At 73.4% G+C, this 18,242-nt stretch carries 18 protein-coding genes; 11 read left to right on the top strand and 7 right to left on the bottom strand.

Annotated features, from left to right (window positions below):
* Positions 1 to 11: 11 nt before the first annotated feature.
* Both ACI79U_RS03825 and ACI79U_RS03820 read right to left on the bottom strand, forming a co-directional pair.
* Entirely contained in the window at positions 12 to 962 is a 951-nt protein-coding gene (locus ACI79U_RS03825) for a methyl-accepting chemotaxis protein (RefSeq protein ID WP_457065779.1), read from the bottom strand.
* Positions 963 to 964: 2 nt separating this feature from the next.
* A complete protein-coding gene (locus ACI79U_RS03820; RefSeq protein WP_457065781.1) occupies positions 965 to 1,477 on the bottom strand; it encodes a PAS domain-containing protein in 513 nt (170 codons plus the stop codon).
* Between the two features lie 205 nt (positions 1,478 to 1,682).
* Between ACI79U_RS03820 and dcd the strand changes: the two genes are divergently transcribed.
* Both dcd and ACI79U_RS03810 read left to right on the top strand, forming a co-directional pair.
* Positions 1,683 to 2,288 carry a dCTP deaminase gene (dcd, locus tag ACI79U_RS03815; RefSeq protein ID WP_457065783.1) on the top strand — a complete coding sequence of 202 codons (606 nt, stop codon included), beginning with the start codon at positions 1,683 to 1,685 and terminating at the stop codon, positions 2,286 to 2,288.
* 89 nt (positions 2,289 to 2,377) lie between these two features.
* Positions 2,378 to 3,151 (top strand): methylase, encoded by a 774-nt coding sequence (locus ACI79U_RS03810; protein ID WP_457065785.1) that lies wholly within the window; start codon positions 2,378 to 2,380, stop codon positions 3,149 to 3,151.
* On the opposite strand, the gene ACI79U_RS03805 is transcribed toward ACI79U_RS03810, so the two are convergent.
* From ACI79U_RS03805 to ACI79U_RS03795, 3 genes are all read right to left on the bottom strand, one after another.
* Positions 3,081 to 4,466 (bottom strand): CynX/NimT family MFS transporter, encoded by a 1,386-nt coding sequence (locus ACI79U_RS03805; RefSeq protein WP_457065787.1) that lies wholly within the window; start codon positions 4,464 to 4,466, stop codon positions 3,081 to 3,083. The two genes, ACI79U_RS03810 and ACI79U_RS03805, sit on opposite strands and share 71 nt — an antisense overlap.
* 94 nt (positions 4,467 to 4,560) lie before the next feature.
* Positions 4,561 to 5,121: a hypothetical protein gene (locus ACI79U_RS03800; RefSeq protein ID WP_457065789.1), complete on the bottom strand. Its 561-nt coding sequence runs from the start codon at positions 5,119 to 5,121 to the stop codon at positions 4,561 to 4,563.
* A gap of 71 nt (positions 5,122 to 5,192) precedes the next feature.
* Entirely contained in the window at positions 5,193 to 7,484 is a 2,292-nt protein-coding gene (locus tag ACI79U_RS03795) for a (Fe-S)-binding protein (protein ID WP_457065791.1), read from the bottom strand.
* Positions 7,485 to 7,686: 202 nt separating this feature from the next.
* On the opposite strand from ACI79U_RS03795, the gene ACI79U_RS03790 reads away from it, so the two are divergent.
* From ACI79U_RS03790 to ACI79U_RS03750, 9 genes are all read left to right on the top strand, one after another.
* Positions 7,687 to 8,016: a PadR family transcriptional regulator gene (locus ACI79U_RS03790; RefSeq protein ID WP_457065793.1), complete on the top strand. Its 330-nt coding sequence runs from the start codon at positions 7,687 to 7,689 to the stop codon at positions 8,014 to 8,016.
* Complete coding sequence (locus ACI79U_RS03785) at positions 8,013 to 9,059, top strand: HAAS signaling domain-containing protein (protein WP_457065795.1); 1,047 nt, start codon at positions 8,013 to 8,015, stop codon at positions 9,057 to 9,059. Before ACI79U_RS03790 ends, ACI79U_RS03785 begins: the two co-directional genes overlap by 4 nt.
* Positions 9,060 to 9,263: 204 nt before the next feature.
* Positions 9,264 to 11,174 carry a molecular chaperone DnaK gene (dnaK, locus tag ACI79U_RS03780; RefSeq protein ID WP_457065797.1) on the top strand — a complete coding sequence of 637 codons (1,911 nt, stop codon included), beginning with the start codon at positions 9,264 to 9,266 and terminating at the stop codon, positions 11,172 to 11,174.
* A 64-nt stretch (positions 11,175 to 11,238) separates the two neighbouring features.
* On the top strand, positions 11,239 to 11,982 hold the full coding sequence (gene grpE / locus ACI79U_RS03775; protein WP_457065799.1) for a nucleotide exchange factor GrpE: 744 nt from the start codon (positions 11,239 to 11,241) through the stop codon (positions 11,980 to 11,982).
* A gap of 82 nt (positions 11,983 to 12,064) precedes the next feature.
* Positions 12,065 to 13,297 carry a molecular chaperone DnaJ gene (gene dnaJ / locus ACI79U_RS03770; protein WP_457065801.1) on the top strand — a complete coding sequence of 411 codons (1,233 nt, stop codon included), beginning with the start codon at positions 12,065 to 12,067 and terminating at the stop codon, positions 13,295 to 13,297.
* Entirely contained in the window at positions 13,294 to 13,713 is a 420-nt protein-coding gene (locus ACI79U_RS03765; protein ID WP_457065804.1) for a heat shock protein transcriptional repressor HspR, read from the top strand. The genes dnaJ and ACI79U_RS03765 overlap by 4 nt, the downstream gene beginning before the upstream one ends.
* 84 nt (positions 13,714 to 13,797) lie before the next feature.
* Positions 13,798 to 14,271, top strand: coding sequence for a MarR family winged helix-turn-helix transcriptional regulator (locus tag ACI79U_RS03760; RefSeq protein WP_457065806.1), 474 nt, complete (start codon positions 13,798 to 13,800; stop codon positions 14,269 to 14,271).
* Between the two features lie 497 nt (positions 14,272 to 14,768).
* On the top strand, positions 14,769 to 15,323 hold the full coding sequence (locus ACI79U_RS03755; RefSeq protein WP_457065808.1) for a MarR family winged helix-turn-helix transcriptional regulator: 555 nt from the start codon (positions 14,769 to 14,771) through the stop codon (positions 15,321 to 15,323).
* Complete coding sequence (locus ACI79U_RS03750) at positions 15,320 to 17,005, top strand: MDR family MFS transporter (RefSeq protein ID WP_457065810.1); 1,686 nt, start codon at positions 15,320 to 15,322, stop codon at positions 17,003 to 17,005. Before ACI79U_RS03755 ends, ACI79U_RS03750 begins: the two co-directional genes overlap by 4 nt.
* A 131-nt stretch (positions 17,006 to 17,136) precedes the next feature.
* Here the strand turns inward: ACI79U_RS03750 and ACI79U_RS03745 are convergent, their stop codons facing one another.
* Together ACI79U_RS03745 and ACI79U_RS03740 are read right to left on the bottom strand one after the other, a co-directional pair.
* On the bottom strand, positions 17,137 to 17,571 hold the full coding sequence (locus ACI79U_RS03745) for an OsmC family peroxiredoxin (RefSeq protein ID WP_457065812.1): 435 nt from the start codon (positions 17,569 to 17,571) through the stop codon (positions 17,137 to 17,139).
* A gap of 170 nt (positions 17,572 to 17,741) precedes the next feature.
* Positions 17,742 to 18,203: a MarR family winged helix-turn-helix transcriptional regulator gene (locus tag ACI79U_RS03740; RefSeq protein ID WP_457065814.1), complete on the bottom strand. Its 462-nt coding sequence runs from the start codon at positions 18,201 to 18,203 to the stop codon at positions 17,742 to 17,744.
* Positions 18,204 to 18,242: the final 39 nt, after the last annotated feature.

Genomic DNA, 18,242 nt, shown 5'->3' with positions numbered 1-18,242 from the left:
GCCCTGTTCGGTCATCCGCGCATCACGCCCAGGAAGCCGGTCATCTCCGACCGCAGCGTCTCCGCCATCCGGGACAGCCCGGTGGTGTCCGTGCCGGCCGGGCCCAGCGACGACGAGCCGTCGACCGCCGCGGAGATCCCGTCGACCAGCCCGGTCATCTCCTCGACGGTGTTGCCGACGTTGGCCATCACGGTGGCGACGTCCTCGCAGGCCGCCCGCACCGACTCGACCTGCGTGGTGACCCGCTCCGTGGCCCGCGCGGTCTGGTCGGCGAGGTCCTTGACCTCCGAGGCGACGACGGCGAAGCCCTTGCCCAGCTCGCCGGCCCGCGCCGCCTCGATGGTGGCGTTCAGCGCCAGCAGCCGGGTCTGGTCGGCGACCGTCTCGATCAGCGCGATCACCTGCTGGATCTCCGTCGAGGAGCGGTTGAGCGAGACGATCGTCTCCCGGGCCCGGGAGACCTCGCCGCTCGCCGCACCCGCCGCGCCGGTCAGCCCGGCGGCGCTTGCGCTCAGCTCGGTGGCGGCCGTGGCCACGCCCTCGCTCATCGCCAGCACGACCGACTCGAAGTCGTCGGCGAGCCTGAGCCGCGAGTCCCGGGCCTCCAGCACCCGGCCCTGGGTCCGGGCCATCGCGTCCCGCGCGGTGTTGATGTCCGAGGCGCCGTTCCGGTAGGCGCCGGGCAGCCCGGTGAGCAGCACCTGGCGGTGGAAGCGGCCCTCGGCCGCCGAGGTCAGGGCCGCGCTGGACTCGCGGACGAACGCGTCGGAGACGTCGAGCGCGCGGTTGACCGCGTGCTGCAGCGCCACCAGCTCGGGGACGTCGTCGGACCCGGGCACCGGCCGGGCCCGGGACTCCAGGTCGCCGCGGGCGGCGGCGTCGCAGGCCTCGGTCAGCGACCGCACGAAGGCTCGGTAGACCGCCAGCTCGCCGGCCTCGCCGCGGTTGCCCCGTCGTCCCACGGTCAGCAGCCCTTCTCGGAGATGACCGACCAGATGAAGTCCTCGTAGCTCGCGGCCTGCTCGGCGATCAGCCGGTGCAGCAGCGCGGTGGAGGCGTCGACCGCCGCCCGGCCGTTGGCGTGGCGGCGTTCCTCGGCGAGCAGCTGCTCGTAGAGCGGGCGCACCGCGGCGATGCCGGCGGGCGCCGGCCGGCGGCGGTTGGAGTGGTAGCCGACGACCCGGCCGGCGGCGTCCCGGGACGGCGTGACGTGCGCGAGCACCCAGTAGTGGGCGCCGTCCGCGGCCAGGTTGTCGATGTAGGCGAACAGCTCGGCGCCGCTGGCCAGGGTGTCCCACAGCAGCTTGAACACGGCCTTGGGCATGTCCGGGTGCCGGATCAGGTTGTGCGGCTGGCCGATGACCTCGTCCAGGGAGTACGCGCCGACCCGGAGGAAGACGTCGTTGGCGTAGGTGATCACGCCGCGGGCGTCGGTCTTGGAGACGATCAGCTCGTCCTCGGCGAAGGTGCGTTCCACGCCGGTGGGGTGCACCGCCGTCCGCCCGGTCCTCGGCACGCTCGGCGCCGGCCGCGTCATGACCACGTCGCCTGCTTTCGCTCAGGTGCCGTTCCGGCACTCGGTGGTGTCCGACGTACATCGGCAGCCGGGCGCCGCTGTTGATCCCGGCCGGCCGGGTAGGGACCAAGGTCCCGGTCACCCACGGGTCCCTAGACTCCGCGGCATGCTGCTGTCCGACCGCGACATCCGGGCCGCGCTGGCCGACGGCCGGCTCGGCATCGAGCCCTACGACGACGCGATGGTGCAGCCCTCCAGCATCGACGTCCGGCTGGACCGGTTCTTCCGGGTGTTCAACAACGCCCGGTACACCCACATCGACCCCGCCCAGCAGCAGGACGACCTGACCACGCTGGTCGAGCCCACCGGCGAGGACCCGTTCGTGCTGCACCCCGGGGAGTTCGTGCTCGGCTCCACCCTGGAGGTGGTGCGCATCCCCGACGACCTGGCCGCCCGGCTGGAGGGCAAGTCCTCGCTGGGCCGGCTGGGGCTGCTCACCCACTCCACCGCCGGCTTCGTCGACCCGGGCTTCTCCGGGCACATCACCCTCGAGCTCTCCAACGTGGCGAACCTGCCCATCACGCTGTGGCCGGGCATGAAGATCGGCCAGCTGTGCCTGTTCCAGCTGTCCTCGCCGGCCGAGCACCCCTACGGCTCGTCGGTCTACGGCTCCCGCTACCAGGACCAGCGGGGCCCCACCCCGTCCCGGTCCTTCCGCAACTTCAGCCGCACCGAGACCCGCCGGACCGACGCCGCCGCCCCGCTCGCGTGACCGCACCACAGCCGGGTGCTCCGCGGCCGGTGGGTGAACAGTCGTGCACGGCCGGGTGACGGGCCGCCGTGCTGGGTAGGGATGCCGCCATGGACCCCCGGGACACCGCCGTTCTGCTGCCGACGGCCTCTGACGACCGCGTGGCGGACGGCTTCTTCGACTGCGCCGAGGAGTCGGCGCACTACGCCTTCGGGGTGCAGCTGCTGCTCACCCAGTACGCCTCCCTGGTGCCCTGGGAGCAGGAGGGGGTCGCCGAGCTCGGCAGCGGCGACGCCCGCGCGATCGCGCACGTCGTCCGTGCCGTCCCGGGCCTGCGGGTGCACGGCACCGACATCAGCGAGTCGTCGGTGACCCGCGCCCGGGAGACGATCGCGGGCGTCGGCGTCGGCGACCGGTACACCGTCGAGCACGGCGACTTCTTCGCCTGGGCCGACTCCGCCGGGGGTGAGCGGGTCAGCACGGTGATCGCCAACCCGCCCTACCTCCCCGCCCCCGACGGCGAGCTGCTGATGCCCGAGCTGTGGGGCGGCTGGTACGGCAACGACCTCGTGCTGCGGTTGCTCAAGGCCGGCTTCGACCACCTGCTGGTGGCCATGCCCAGCTACTCCGACCCGGCCGGCACGTTGGCCGCGGCCGCGGAGCAGGGCTTCCGGGTGGCCAACTTCCTGGCCATGGGGCTGGAGTTCGGCGCCTACAGCCGCGAGCCGAAGGTGCGCGAGCACATCGCGCGGCTCACCGCCGAGGGGCACGGCTGGGCCGGTGAGGACGAGTACGTCGTCGCCGTCGCCCTGCTCACCCGCTCGCCGCAGCTCCGCCGGGACCGCGGGGTCGAGCTGCTGCGCGCCCTGCAGCTGCCGGTCTGACGGTCGGGTCCTCGGACGGGGGGACGGCGATCGGCGGCTCGGCGCCGGCGACCTCCACCTCCGCCGCGGGCCGGCTACTGGGCGGCGTCGGGCCGGGCAGCTCGTCGTCGACGTAGCGCTCCCGGCAGATCGCCCACCCGGTCAGCCCGAGCAGGACGACGCCGGTGTAGACCAGCACGAACATGCCGGTGTACCCGCCGGTGATCCCGCGCAGCAGCCCGACCAGCAGCGGTCCGACCCCGGCCAGCGCGTACCCCCAGCCCTGCGCCACCGTCGACAGCGCCGCGACCGACTCCGGGGTGCGGCCGCGCAGGCCGAACAGCGCCAGCACCATGGCGAAGGAGCCCATGCCCAGGCCCAGCAGCGACACCCACAGCCAGGGCACGGTGAGCGGGGCGAGCAGCAGCCCGGTCCAGCCGGCCAGGTAGCAGCTGACGAAGGCCAGCAGCATCGGCCGCTGCAGCCGCTGGCGCACCGCCCCGAGCGGGACGACGGCGTTGAGCGGGATGACGATGAGCGCGTTCAACCCCACCAGCGACCCGGCGGCCGCCGCGGACATGCCCTGGTCGCGCAGGTACTGGGCGGTCCACCCGACGATCACGTAGGCCTGCATCGACTGCAGGCCGAAGAAGGCAGCCATCGTCCAGGCCAGCGGGCTGCGGGTCAGCGACCGCATCCGGATGGCGGCGTGCGTGCTCCGCGAGGCGCCGGGGCGCACCGGCACGAACAGCCAGGGCAGGGCGGCGACCACGGCGAAGGCGGCCCAGATGCCCAGTGCCCAGCGCCAGCCGTCGGCGCCGGCCGCCTCGGCGATCGGCGCCGCCGAGACGCTGGCCACGGCCCCGCCGACCGCCAGCGCCGTGCTGTAGGCGCCGACGAGCAGGCCGGTGCGGCCCGGGAACCAGCGCTTCACCAGGCCCGGCAGCAGCACGTTGCCCAGCGCCCCGCCGACCATCGTGGCCACCGTGCCGGCCAGGAAGACCCAGACGCTGTCGGTGGCGACCCGGCCCAGCAGGCCGACGGCCATCACCAGGAGGGCGGCGGCCAGCACGTGCCCGTCCCGGTAGCGGGCGGCGAGCGGGGGGCCGGCGAAGCCGATCAGCGCGAAGCAGATCAGCGGCATGCTGGTGATCAGGCCGGCCAGCCCGGAGGAGATGCCCAGCCCGCGCTCGATCTCCTCCAGCACCGGGCCGACGCTGTTGACCGCGGTGCGCAGGTTGAAGCCGGTCAGCACGATGGCGATGCCGACCAGGACGGCGCCGTGCGAGGCGGGGCCGGCCGGCGCGGCCGGCGCGTCGGGGGTGGAGCGGGTCACGTGCCCGGATCTTCCTCCTGCCCTCCCCGCCCGGGCGGACCGGGGCGGTCAGCGGGGGGCGCGGCCCACCCGCTGCGGCAGCGTGGTCTTCTCGCTACCGGCTGCCGTCGACGGTGACCTGCACCGCCGCGACCTGCTCGGTCGTGCCGTCGGCGGCCACCCGCAGCATCGCCAGCTCGTGCGGCCCGTCCCCGGCGGGGGCCGCGATCGCCAGCGCCGGGCTCAGGCACTGGCGCAGCTGCAGCGCCGGCCCGGCGTCGGTCGGGCGGTAGCTGACCGTGCTGCCGGCGTCGCCCTGGACCGGGGTGCCGTCCAGCGTGGCGACGTAGTCGACCCCGTCGGCGCCGGTGAGCCGGTAGCGCAGCACCGCGCCGGGGGCGACGACGCTGCTGGAGACCGCGATCGCCGGGGTGTCGCAGTCGGCGGTGAGCGGGACCTCCTCGGCCCCGCGGGTGCCGGCCAGCGCGAGCACCGCGAGCACGACCACGGCCACCGCCAGCCAGGTCCAGCCGCGGTTGCGCTGCACCGGCGGGCGGTCGTCGGCCAGGGCCCGCTCGTCGTTGACGTCCCGGGCGTAGTGCATCCGGGTGCGGCGGTTGCCCGCCGCCAGCTCGGGGTCGACGCGCCCCCGCCCACCCCCGAAGACGAAGCTCACGTCGCTCAGTGTCCCTCGGCCCCGTCCAGAGGCTCGCCCCGAGCTTGCGAGGGGTGAGGAGGACGGGGTCCTCAATCGTGCTGGGTGGCCGCCGAGCCGGTGCCGGCCGGGTCGTCGGGCTCGGTGCCCACGCCGGGGCCGGACTCCGTGCCCGGCGCGCCCGCCGGTGCCATCGAGCGGAGCAGGATCTGGCTGACGTCGAGCACCTCGACGTGCTGCTTGGCCTCGCCGGCCTGCTGCTTGCTGGTCACCGCGTCGCTGAGCATGGTGATGCAGAACGGGCAGGCGGTGGAGATGACGTCGGGATCGAGCTCGAGCGCCTCCTCGGTGCGCTCGACGTTGATCCGCTTGCCGATCTTCTCCTCCATCCACATCCGCGCGCCGCCGGCGCCGCAGCAGAAGCCGCGGTCCTTGCAGCGGTGCATCTCCTGGGTGGACAGGCCCTGCACGGAGTCGAGGATCTCCCGCGGCGGCGTGTAGACCTTGTTGTGCCGGCCCAGGAAGCACGGGTCGTGGTAGGTGACCTTGCGGTCGACCGGGGTGACCGGGGTCAGCCGCCCCTCCTCGACCAGCCGGCCGAGCAGCTGGGTGTGGTGGACGACGTCGTAGTCCCCGCCCAGCTGCGGGTACTCCCGGCCGATCGAGTTGAAGCAGTGCGGGCAGGTGGCGACGATCTTCCGCCGTCCGGCCGGGCGCTCCTCGAAGACGGCGTTCAGCGTCTCCACGTTCTCCTGCGCCAGCTGCTGGAACAGGAACTCGTTGCCCATCCGGCGGGCCGGGTCGCCCGAGCAGGTCTCCCCCTTGCCCAGCACGGCGAACTCCACGCCGGCGATGTGCAGCAGCTCGGCGACGGCCTTGGTGACCTTCTTGGCGCGGTCGTCGATGGCGCCGGCGCAGCCCACCCAGAACAGGTACTCGACGTCGTCGTCGATCGCGCCCTCGACCTGCCGGACCTCGAAGTCCAGGTCCTTCATCCAGTCCTCGCGGACGTTGCCGCCCATGCCCCACGGGTTCCCGCGGTTCTCCAGGTTGCGCATCATCACGCCGGCCTCGGAGGGGAAGCTGGACTCGATCAGCACCTGGTAGCGGCGCATGTCCATGATGTGGTCGACGTGCTCGATGTCGACCGGGCACTGCTCGACGCAGGCGCCGCAGCTGGTGCAGCTCCACAGCACGTCGGGGTCGATCACCCCGCCCTCCTCCAGCGTGCCGACCAGCGGGCGGTGGGCCTGGGCGTCGTTGGTGCCCTCGATCCGGGCGTAACCCGAGGCCCACACCTGCTCGTCGCTGGCCTGCAGCGTGGAGTAGTCGGCGAAGTCCGGGGCGTTGTCCGACGCCTTCGTCGCGCCGGTCAGGTACGGGGCCTTGGCGTACAGGTGGTCCCGCAGGTCCATGATCACCATCTTGGGAGACAGCGGCTTGCCGGTGTTCCACGCCGGGCACTGGCTCTGGCACCGCCCGCACTCGGTGCAGGTGGTGAAGTCCAGCATCCCCTTCCAGGTGAAGTCCTCGATCTTGCCGCGGCCGAAGACGTCGTCCTCGCCGGGGTCCTCGAAGTCGATCGGCTTGCCGCCCGACGTCATCGCCGGCAGCGGGCCGAGGGCCTGGCTGCCGTCGTCCTCGCGCTTGAAGTAGATGTTGAAGAAGGCGCTGAACCGGTGCCACGCGACGCCCATGTTGAGCACCCGGGAGATGGTGATCAGCCAGGCCAGCGAGACGACGACCTTGATGAAGGCGACGACCGACAGCAGGTCCGGGCTGGCCGGGACGACGTTCGCCAGCAGCCCGGAGACCGGGTGCGACCAGGCCGGCGCGTCGGTGAGGCCGGCGGAGACCTTGATCGCGCGGATCAGGAGGATGCAGATGCCGATGGTCAGGACGACGGCCTCGACGAAGTAGCCGCGCCCCTCGTTGGACCCGGCGAACCGGCTGGCCCGGCCCTGGCGGCGCGGGTGGTCGAGCTGGCGCCGGACGATCAGGTAGCCGATGCCGAGCACCGTGGCGGTGCCGATCAGGTCGACGAAGAGGTTCCACAGCGCCCACTCGCCGATCAGCGGGAGGTGCCACTCGGGGTTCCACACCTCGCCGAACGCCTCGACCAGGGTGAGGAACAGGCCGTAGAACCCGATGAAGACGAACCAGTGGGCGGCGCCGATGGCCGACCACTTGAGCATCCGGGTGTGCCCCAGCGACTCGACGGCCAGCGTCTTCAGCCGCGGGCCGACCGGGCCGGAGCGGGTCGGGTCGGGCTGGCCGGTGCGGAAGATCCGCAGCATCGCGCGGACGGCCTTGGTGGCGTAGACCACCGAGACGACCAGCAGGAGCACGGCCAGCGTGCCGAGGACGATCTGCAGCAGGCCCATGGGCTCCCTCTCGTGCGCGCATGCGGGCGTCGCCGCCCACCCGGGACCGACATCGACCGGGCGAGGTCACGCTACCGGCCGGTAACCGATGGACCCAGGGGCCGTGCGGCGGCAGCTCGGCGCGTGTTGGTCTTCTCTGCGCACTACTGCGCATGGTGCACTACCTCCCGGGCCGCCAGCGGGGCGGCGAAGGAGGTGGCGGGTGGACGCCAGTCAGCTGCTCAAGGGCGTGCTGGACGTCGCGGTGCTCGCGGTGGTCCGGGACGCCGACGGCTACGGCTACGACGTGGTGCGCCGGCTGCGCAACGCGGGCCTCGAGGACGTCGGCGACGCCTCGGTCTACGGCACCCTGCGCCGGCTCTACCAGGCCGGCGCGCTGACCTCCTACGTCGTCCCCAGCGACGAGGGGCCGCACCGGAAGTACTACGCGATCAACGACAGGGGGCGCTCGGTGCTCGAGGACTCGACCAAGACGTGGCGCACGTTCGTCGACACCGTCGACGGCGTGCTGGACCGGACGGTGGCGGCGTGACCGCGCCCGCGGCCCCCGACTCCGCCCGCGACCCCGCCCCTGAGCTGGCCCGCCAGGCGCAGAACTACCTGGTGGCGGTCGAGTGCGAGCTCAGCGACCTGCCTGCCGAGGAGCGCGGCGACCTGCTCGAGGACCTGGAGATGCACCTGGCGTCCCTGGTCGAGGAGGACGACGGCCGGCCGATCGACGTGCGGCTGGGGTCGCCGGTGGCCTACGCCGCCGAGCTGCGGTCCGCCGCCGGGCTCCCGCCGCGCGGTGGCGCCCGGGCCGGGGCCGACCGGGTCGCGGAGCTGCGCCGGTGGCTGGCCCGCGCGCAGGCGCACCCGCTGGCCGGCGAGGTGCGCCGGCTGCTGCTCGAGCTCCGGCCGGCCTGGTGGGTGCTGCGCGGCTACCTGCTGATCGCGGTGCCGTGCGCCCTCGCCGGCCAGTGGGACTTCCCCTTCCCGTACCCACTCGGCAGCTCGGTGCTCGGGCTGCTGCTGACCGTCGGCGCGATCGCCGGCTCGGTCGCGCTGGGTCGGCGGAAGCGGGGCCCGCGGCTGGATCGGCTGATCGCCGTCGCCGGCGCCTTCCTGGGCTTCGTGGCCTTCGTGCTGGCCGTCGACTCCACCGGCCCCTCCTCGGCCGACTACGGGTACGTCGCGGACTCCGGTTACGCCCCCGCGCCGGTGCTCGAGCAGGCCGTCGGGCAGTACCCGCTGGTGTCGCGGTACGGCCCGGTCACCGACGTCCTGCCCTACGACGCGGAGGGGACGCCGCTGGAGGGGGTGCTGCTCTACGACCAGGACGGCCGCCCGCTGCAGGTGGGGTTCCAGGAGTGGTGGGCCGACGGGTGCGCCCGCGAGCTGCGCCAGCCGCTGGCCGACGACGGGGTCCCGGTGGCGAACGTGTTCCCCCAGCAGTACGTGCTGGACGGCTCGGGTACGGACCTGAACGGGGTGCCGGTGCCGCTCGGTTCCTGCGACGCGACCGTGCAGCGTCCGGACGTGGCGCTGCCGCAGTTCCCCCCGTCGGCTCCGGAGTCCACCTCGGTGGGGGACTGACCTCGACGCGGGAACGGCAGGCCCATGCCCCCGGGGGACATCTCGCCCCCCGGGAACACAGCGGCGGGGCCTGCCGTTACGGTGGGCAGGAAAGTTGAGCGGACCAGGCGCAAGGCGTTCCCGGCGGAGCCGGAGACCCGGCGTCGTCGGTCCCTCGGCTCTCTCCGGACCTGCACCACCCACCAGTACAGAGGAGAAGCCCCCATGGCACGAGCGGTCGGTATCGACCTGGGCACCACCAACTCCGTCGTCTCGGTCCTCGAGGGTGGCGAGCCCACCGTCATCGCGAACTCCGAGGGCTCCCGCACCACCCCGTCGGTCGTCGCCTTCGCCAAGAACGGCGAGGTCCTGGTCGGCCAGTCGGCCAAGAACCAGGCGGTCACCAACGTCGACCGCACGATCCGCAGCGTCAAGCGCGAGATCGGCACCTCCTGGAAGACCGGCGACATCGACGGCAAGCAGTACACCCCGCAGGAGATCAGCGCGCGGGTGCTGCAGAAGCTCAAGCGCGACGCCGAGACCTACCTGGGCGAGCCGGTCACCGAGGCCGTCATCACCGTCCCGGCGTACTTCGAGGACGCCCAGCGCCAGGCCACGAAGGAGGCCGGCGAGATCGCCGGTCTGAACGTGCTGCGGATCGTCAACGAGCCCACCGCCGCGGCCCTGGCCTACGGCCTGGACAAGGGCGAGACCGAGCAGACCATCCTGGTCTTCGACCTCGGTGGCGGCACCTTCGACGTCTCGCTGCTGGAGATCGGCGACGGCGTCATCGAGGTCAAGTCCACCGCCGGTGACAACAAGCTCGGCGGCGACGACTGGGACGAGCGGGTCGTCAAGCACCTGGTGCAGACGTTCAACGCCCAGTCGGGCATCGACCTGGCCAAGGACAAGCTGGCCATGCAGCGGCTCCGTGAGGCCGCCGAGAAGGCCAAGATCGAGCTGTCCGGCGCGCAGTCGACCAACGTGAACCTGCCCTACATCACCGCCGGCGCCGAGGGCCCGATGCACCTGGACGTGACGATCACCCGCGCGGAGTTCCAGCGGCTGACCCAGGACCTGCTGGACCGGACCAAGGCCCCGTTCAACCAGGCGATCCGCGACGCCGGCGTCAAGGTCGGCGACATCGACCACGTCGTCCTCGTCGGTGGCTCGACCCGGATGCCGGCCGTCACCGAGCTCGTCCGTGAGCTGACCGGCGGCAAGGAGCCCAACAAGGGCGTCAACCCCGACGAGGTCGTCGCCGTGGGTGCCGCGCTGCAGGCCGGTGTGCTCCGCGGCGAGGTCAAGGACGTCCTGCTGCTCGACGTCACCCCGCTGTCCCTGGGCATCGAGACCAAGGGCGGGATCATGACCAAGCTCATCGAGCGCAACACCACGATCCCGACCAAGCGCAGCGAGATCTTCACGACGGCCGACGACAACCAGCCGTCGGTGCAGATCCAGGTCTTCCAGGGCGAGCGCGAGATGGCCGCGTACAACAAGAAGCTCGGGATGTTCGAGCTGACCGGTCTGCCGCCGGCGCCCCGCGGCGTCCCGCAGATCGAGGTGGCCTTCGACATCGACGCCAACGGCATCGTCCACGTCCACGCCAAGGACCTCGGCACGGGCAAGGAGCAGTCGATGACCATCACCGGCGGCTCGGCCCTCCCGAAGGACGACATCGAGCGGATGATGCGCGACGCCGAGTCGCACGCCGAGGAGGACAAGAAGCGCCGCGACGAGGCCGAGACCCGGAACCTCGCCGAGTCGCTGCAGTACCAGACCGAGAAGTTCCTGGCCGAGAACGGCGACAAGATCCCGGCCGAGAAGAAGGAGGAGCTCGGTGAGGCGCTGACCGAGCTCCGCTCCTCCCTCGGTGGGTCGGACATCGCCGCGATCAAGGCCGCCCAGGAGAAGGTCGCGCGGATCTCCCAGGAGGTCGGTGGCGCGCTGTACGCCCAGGCGCAGGCCGACGGTGCCCCGACCGGTGACGCCGACGCGGGCTTCGCCGGTGCGACCGGCGACGCCGGCACCCCGGGCGCCGGGTCCACGGGGGCCGGGTCCACGGGGGCGTCGTCCGCGGACGACGACGTCGTCGACGCCGAGATCGTGGACGAGGACACCGACAAGCGGTGACGACGCCGGCTGCGTGCCCGTCCGCCGGCCCGGGGAACCGGGCCGGCGGGTCCGGGAGGGAGCCATGAGCCAGCAGGACGAGCAGGCGCCGCGGGTGGTCATCCGTGACCGGCGGCGCATCGACCCGACCAGCGGCGCGGTCCGTGAGCCGGCCGGCGAGCAGCCGGCCGGCTCCACGGCCGCCCAGGGAGAGCAGATGAGCGAGCAGAACGAGGAGGCGACCCCGGTCGCCGAGCACACGGGGGGCCCGGCCGGGGCTCCGGCCGACGACCTGGGCGGCGACACCGCCCGCCAGCTGGCCGAGCGGACCGAGGACCTGCAGCGGGTGACCGCCGAGTACGCCAACTACCGGCGCCGGGTGGACCGGGACCGGGTGCTGGTGGTCGACCAGGCGGCCGAGAGGTTCGCCGGTCAGCTGTTCCCGATCGTCGACGACATCGAGCGGGCCCGCGACCACGGCGACCTGACCGGCGCGTTCAAGGTCGTCGCCGACCGGGTGCTCGGGCTGCTCGACGGCCTGGGCGTGGATTCCTTCGGCAAGCCGGGCGACCCGTTCGACCCGGCGCTGCACGAGGCGGTGCTGCACGACACCTCGCCGACGGTGAGCGAGCCGACCGCCACCACGGTGCTGCGCCCGGGGTTCCGCCGCGGCGACCGGGTGCTGCGCACGGCGATGGTCGGCGTCACCGAGCCGGAGTCCCCGGCGCCGGCGGCCCAGCCCGTCGTCGACGAGACCGTCGTCGACCAGGCCGACCCCGACCAGCCCGACACCGTCGGGCAGCCGGACGCCGACCCGGCCGACCGCTGAGCCCACCACGACCGCCGGTCCGGCGCCCACGACCCGGGCGCCGGACCAGCCCGACCGCAGCACAGCAGAGAGGAGGCGCCCGATGAGCAGCACCCGGGACTTCATCGAGAAGGACTACTACGCGGCCCTGGGCGTCCCCAAGGACGCCGACGCGGCGGCGATCAAGAAGGCGTACCGCCAGTTGGCGCGGGAGCTGCACCCGGACAAGAACCCCGGCAACACCCAGGCCGAGACCCGCTTCAAGGAGGTCTCGGAGGCCTACGACGTGCTGTCGGACCCCAAGCGGCGGTCCGAGTACGACGAGGCGCGGCGGCTGTTCGGCTCCGGCGGTTTCCGCCCCGGCGCGGGTGCCCCCGGCGGCTTCCCCGGCGGTTTCCCCGGCGGCGGTGCCGGTGCGGGACAGCCCTTCGACCTCGGGGACCTGTTCGGTGGCGCGGGTGCGCCCGGTGCGGGTGGCCGCGCCGGAGGCCTGGGCGACCTCTTCGGTGGCCTGTTCACCGGCGGCGCCCCGGGTGCCGGCACCCGGAGCCGGCAGCAGGCGGCCTCCGGGCCGGCCCGCGGCCAGGACGTCGAGACCGAGGCCACCCTCGCCTTCGACGAGGCGGTCCTCGGGGTCACGGTGCCGCTGCGCATGCAGAGCCCGGGCACCTGCCCGACCTGCGTCGGCAGCGGTGCCAAGCCCGGCACCAGCCCGCACACCTGCCCGGTGTGCAACGGCGCCGGTGTCACCAGCCGCAGCCAGGGTGCGTTCGCCTTCTCCGAGCCCTGCCGGGAGTGCCGCGGCACCGGCTCGGTGGTCGACGACCCCTGCCCGGAGTGCAGGGGCAGCGGCGTCACGAACCAGACCCGCACGATCACCGTCCGCATCCCGGCCGGGGTCAAGGACGGGCAGCGCATCCGGCTGGCCGGCAAGGGCGCGCCCGGACGGCGCGGCGGGCCGGCCGGCGACCTGTTCGTCGTCGTCCACGTCACCGGCTCGGAGCTGTTCGGCCGCGCCGGCAACGACCTCACGCTCACCGTGCCGGTCTCCTTCGCCGAGGCCGCCCTGGGCACGACGCTGACCGTGCCGACGCTGGACGGCTCGGTGTCGCTCAAGGTGCCCGCCGGCACCGCCAGCGGCCGGACCTTCCGGGTCCGCGGCCGCGGGGTGCCGGGCAAGAGCTCCACCGGCGACCTGCTGGTGACCGTCGAGGTGGCGGTGCCCCAGCGGCTGACGCCCGGCGCCCGCGAGGCGATCGAGAAGCTCGCCGCGGAGCTGCCCGACGACCCCCGGCCGGAGGTCACCGCCGCCCTGCGCCAGGGAGGCACCCGGTGACCGGCCCCGCCTTCGCCGAGGACGCCCCGGTGTTCGTCATCTCGGTGGCGGCCGAGCTGGCCGGCATGCACGCCCAGACGCTGCGCCAGTACGACCGGCTCGGTCTGGTCCGCCCGGGACGCACGGCCGGCGGTGGGCGCCGGTACAGCCCGCGGGACGTCGCGCTGCTGCGCGAGGTGCAGCGGCTCAGCCAGGAGGACGGCGTCAACCTGGCCGGGATCAAGCGCATCATCGAGCTGGAGTCCCGGGTCGAGGCGCTGCAGCACCGGATCGGCGAGCTGCTGGAGGAGCTCCAGGTCTCCGAGTCCGGGCGGATCGCCGCGGAGTCCGCGGTGGCCGCCACCTACCGGCGCGACCTGGTGCCGCGCACGGCCGGCTCCGCGCTGGTGATCTGGCGTCCCGACAGCCGGGTCTGAGCCGGCCGCACCGCGACCTGCCCGGGGAATGCGAACCGCTCGGGGAACGTTGAGTCCGCTCCGTACGTGGGACACGATGTGACCGTGAGCAGCGAGTTGGACAGCCGCAAGGCGTACGTGCACCTGGAGCGTGAGGTCGCCCTGTTGCTGCGGCGTGCCCGCGCCATCCAGGGGCGGCTGGGCAGTCAGCTCCACCACGACCTGGACGGCGCCGCGTACGGACTGCTGGTGCTGCTCGACGACGCCGGCCCGCTGCGCGCGAGCGACGTCGTCGCCAAGCTCGGGCTGGACAAGAGCACGGTCAGCCGGCAGGTGGCCTCGCTGGTCGACCTCGGGCTGGTCGACCGGGCCGCCGACCCCGACGACGGGCGCGCCCAGGTGCTGTCCACCTCCGCGGAGGGCCACCGCCGGCTCAGCGAGCTGCGCGACGCCCGCCGGGCCCGCTGGGAGGCCGACCTGTCCGACTGGGCCACCTCCGACGTCGCCACGCTGGCCGAGCTGCTCGGTCGGCTGAACCGCATCGGCGAGGCCCGCGAGGCAGAGGCCGCCGCGGACTGACCCCGCTCGCCGGGTCCCGGCCGGGTCCCGGCGGTGAGACGGCCGACCGGACGGTGCTCGACCGGCAGGTCTGCCCGGCTCTTCTCGACCCTTCTCCGGCCCCGCCCGGTGGGCTGCATGCCCGCGCGCCTGGCGAGTGCGGCCGGGCCGACTCCACCGGGCCGACTCCACCGGACCGTCTCCACCGGGCACCGTGACGGACTGGTCGCCGCGAGCTCTCCCGACCTGCTCGACCCCGGGCACTCGGACGTCCCGCTGCCGGTGGGGGACCGGCTGGTCCCCGCGTCCGGGCCGCCGGGACGACGCGTGGTCGCCGCCGCCGAGGGCCGGCGGCCGGTCGAGCCGGTGGCTCGCCTGCTCGCCGCGTTCCCCTCGGGGCCGTGCTCCTCTCACCCGGGAGAGCACCGTCACAGCGCAATGATGTTGCATGCTCCAACCAACAGGAGCAAGATGCTTGCTGTCTGCACAGAAGACGAGCGAGACAGCGGAGCGGCGACGTGCACATCACCCGGGAGACCTCCCAGCGGCTGACCGCTGGTCTGGCCCGGTTGCTGCGCACCACGCGGCAGCTTGGCCACCGCGTGGCCGCCGACCTCTATGGCGACCTGCCGTCCTTCGGCTGGGCGGTGCTGGCCCCGCTCGAGCAGTACGGGCCGCAGCGCTGCAGTGCGCTCGCCGAACACGCCGGCGTCGACGTCTCGGTCGCCAGCCGGCAGGTCGCGGCGCTGGAGCGCGCCGGGTACCTGGAGCGCAGCTCCGACCCGCAGGACGGGCGGGCCAGCCTGATCCGGCTCAGCGACGCCGGGGCCGCTGCGCTCGCCCACACCCGCGAGGTCCGCAGCCAGTGGGCGCGCAGCGCGCTCGAGGACTGGACCGAGGACGAGGCCCGCTGGTTCAGCCAGGCGCTGGAGAGGCTCGCCGACGGCCTGGACCGGGCCGGCCGCGCCACGGGGCGGCCCCAGCCCGAGGACCCGGCCCACGCCGGCGCCGTCCCGGCGGCCCCGCCCCTCCCCACCGCACGACGGCAACACCCTCAGGAGATCCGCGCATGAGCACCCACACCCCGGCCCGGCCCGCGGCCGCCCCCACCCCCGCCGCTGAGGCGCCGGTCCGGCAGCAGGGCCGGATGACCCACCGGCAGGTGCTCTCCGCGCTGTCGGGGATGTTGCTGGCGATGTTCGTCGCGTTCCTGTCCTCGACCGTCGTCTCCAACGCCCTGCCGACGATCATCACCGAGCTGCGCGGCTCGCAGAGCCAGTACACCTGGGTGGTCACCGCCACCCTGCTGGCCTCCACGGCGTCCACCCCCATCTGGGGCAAGCTCGCCGACCTGTTCAGCAAGAAGCTGCTGATCCAGATCGCGATCGTGATCTTCATCGTCGGGTCGATGCTGGCGGGGCTGTCGCAGTCGCTGCCCACGCTGATCGGCTGGCGGGTGCTCCAGGGCCTGGGCCTCGGTGGCCTGCAGGCGCTGGTGCAGATCGCGATGGCCGCGATGATCAGCCCGCGCGAGCGCGGCCGGTACTCGGGGCTGCTGGGCGGCGTCATGGCGGTGGCCACCGTCGGTGGCCCGCTCATCGGTGGGCTCCTGGTGGACACCAGCTGGCTGGGCTGGCGCTGGTGCTTCTTCGTCGGTGTCCCGTTCGCCGTGGCCGCCCTGGTGCTGCTGCAGCGCACCCTGCACCTGCCGGTGACCAAGCGCGAGGTCTCCATCGACTACCTGGGTGCCGCCCTGCTCACCGCCGGCGTCTCCGCGCTGCTCATCTGGGTCACCCTGGCCGGGGACACCTTCGCCTGGGCGTCCACGGAGACCGCGCTGTTCCTCACCGGTGGCGTGCTGGCGATCATCGCCTTCGTCGTCACCGAGCTGCGCGCCACCGAGCCGATCGTGCCGCTGCGGCTCTTCCGCGACCGCACCACGACCCTGGCGATCGTCGCCAGCGTCGCGATCGGCGTGGCGATGTTCGGCTCGACGGTCTTCCTCGGCCAGTACCTGCAGATCGCGCGCGGCTACTCGCCCACGGCGGCCGGGCTGCTCACCATCCCGATGGTCGGCGGGCTGCTGGTCTCCTCCACCGTCTCGGGCATCCTGATCACCCGGTACGGCCGGTGGAAGCGGTTCCTGGTGGCCGGGTCGCTGCTGGTCGCCATCGGCTTCGCGCTGCTGGCCACGATCGACCACGCGACGAACATGGTCGTGCTCGGGGTCTTCCTGGCGGTGCTCGGCATCGGCATCGGCATGACCATGCAGAACCTGGTGCTCGCCGTGCAGAACACCGTCGCGGCCACCGACCTGGGTGCGGCCAGCTCCGCGGTCGCCTTCTTCCGCAGCCTGGGCGGGACGATCGGCGTCTCGGTGCTTGGTGCGGTGCTCTCCACCCGGGTCGGCGACCTGATCCAGCAGGGGCTGGCGGGGGTGCCCGGGGCGGCCGGGGCCGCCGGGTCCGGCGACGTCGGTCTGGCCGACCTCGCCGATGCACCGGCGCCGATCCGCGAGCTGATCGCGGTCTCCTACGGCGACGCGACGGGACGGATCTTCTTCATCGCCGCGATCCTGTCGCTGGTCACCATCGCCGCGGTCATCGCCATCCGCGAGGTGGCGCTGCGCACCGACACCGGCGACGAGCGGATGCGCACCGAGTCGGTCGACGGCTCGGCCGAACGGCCCGGGGACGCCACCGCCGACGTCGACGAGCAGCTCGCCGGCCGGGTGGAGCTGCACCAGCGGGCGTAGTGCCAGCGGGTACCGCACCCGCACGACGACGGCCCGCCTCCCTCCCGGGAGGCGGGCCGTCGTCGTGCGGGTGCGGCCCCGTCCAGAGGCTCACCCTGAGCCTGCGAAGGGTGAGGGGACGGGGTCCTTCCTCAGACGAGCGAGGCGTCCAGGCTGATGTCGACCGCGGACAGCGCCTTGCTCACCGGGCAGCCGGCCTTCGCGGCCTGCGCGGCCTGCTGGAAGCCGTCGGCGTCCAGGCCGCCCACCTCGCCGCGCACGGTCAGCTTGATGGTGGTGATCGTCGGCGCGCCGTCGACCTGCCCCAGCGTGACCTCGGCGGTCACCTCGAGCGACTCGGTGCTGCCGCCGGCCTTGCCGATCTCGCTGGACAGGGCCATCGCGAAGCAGGACGAGTGGGCCGCGGCGATGAGCTCCTCGGGGCTGGTGGTGCCCCCGGCCTCGTCGGCGGCGCGCTTGGGGAAGCTGACGTCGTAGGTGCCGACCTTCGAGCTGCTCAGCTCGACCTGGCCGGAGCCCTCCTGCAGCGAGCCGTTCCAGGCGGTGCGTGCGGTACGAGTGGGCACGGGGCCTCCTCCGTGAGCGGTGCCCACCGCGCGGATGCGGTGGGAGGTGTCACCTGCTGCTGCCGTGCACAACCGTGCGCAGCAGAAGGGATTCCCGCCACCGGAGCACCGGCCCCCTCGCAGGGGCCCGCCCCGAGCCTGCGAGGGGTGGGGGGCGAGGGGGTCCTTTATCAGGCGGGGACGTCGGCCCGGGAGCCGGTGACCCGCTCGGTGATCGTGCGCAGCTGGCCCTTCAGGGCGTCGAACTCCTGCTGGTCCAGCGCGAGCGCGCCGATCATCTCCGCGGAGATCGTGCAGGCCGGCCCGTGCAGGGCACGGCCCTCCTCGGTCAGCCGCACCGACACCGAACGCTCGTCGTCGGCCCGCCGGTGGCGGGTGACCAGGCCGGCGGTGGTGAGGCGCTTGAGCAGTGGTGAGAGGGTGCCGGAGTCCAGCGCGAGCCGGGACCCGAGCTGCCCCACGGTCTGCCCGTCCTCCTCCCACAGCAGCATCAGGACGAGGTACTGGGGATAGGTGATCCCGAGCTCGTCGAGCATGGGCCGGTAGCGCGCGGTGACCGCGCGGGAGGCCGCGTACAGGGCGAAGCAGAGCTGGTCGTCGAGAGCCACGCTCGGCGACGGGGTGTCCGTCATGACCACAGAGTAGGGCGCGATCGGGCTGGAGACAGTTGT

Source organism: Modestobacter sp. SYSU DS0904 (genome assembly GCF_054051115.1).
This window is presented reverse-complemented; position numbering and strand designations above follow the sequence as displayed.

Excerpts from the sequence above, each read along its gene's own strand:
- dcd (WP_457065783.1), top strand. The coding sequence starts at position 1,683 with ATGCTGCTGTCCGACCGCGACATCCGGGCCGCGCTGGCCGACGGCCGG.
- ACI79U_RS03810 (WP_457065785.1), top strand. The coding sequence starts at position 2,378 with ATGGACCCCCGGGACACCGCCGTTCTGCTGCCGACGGCCTCTGACGAC.
- ACI79U_RS03795 (WP_457065791.1), bottom strand. The coding sequence starts at position 7,484 with ATGGGCCTGCTGCAGATCGTCCTCGGCACGCTGGCCGTGCTCCTGCTG.
- dnaK (WP_457065797.1), top strand. The coding sequence starts at position 9,264 with ATGGCACGAGCGGTCGGTATCGACCTGGGCACCACCAACTCCGTCGTC.
- grpE (WP_457065799.1), top strand. The coding sequence starts at position 11,239 with ATGAGCCAGCAGGACGAGCAGGCGCCGCGGGTGGTCATCCGTGACCGG.
- dnaJ (WP_457065801.1), top strand. The coding sequence starts at position 12,065 with ATGAGCAGCACCCGGGACTTCATCGAGAAGGACTACTACGCGGCCCTG.
- ACI79U_RS03750 (WP_457065810.1), top strand. The coding sequence starts at position 15,320 with ATGAGCACCCACACCCCGGCCCGGCCCGCGGCCGCCCCCACCCCCGCC.
- ACI79U_RS03740 (WP_457065814.1), bottom strand. The coding sequence starts at position 18,203 with ATGACGGACACCCCGTCGCCGAGCGTGGCTCTCGACGACCAGCTCTGC.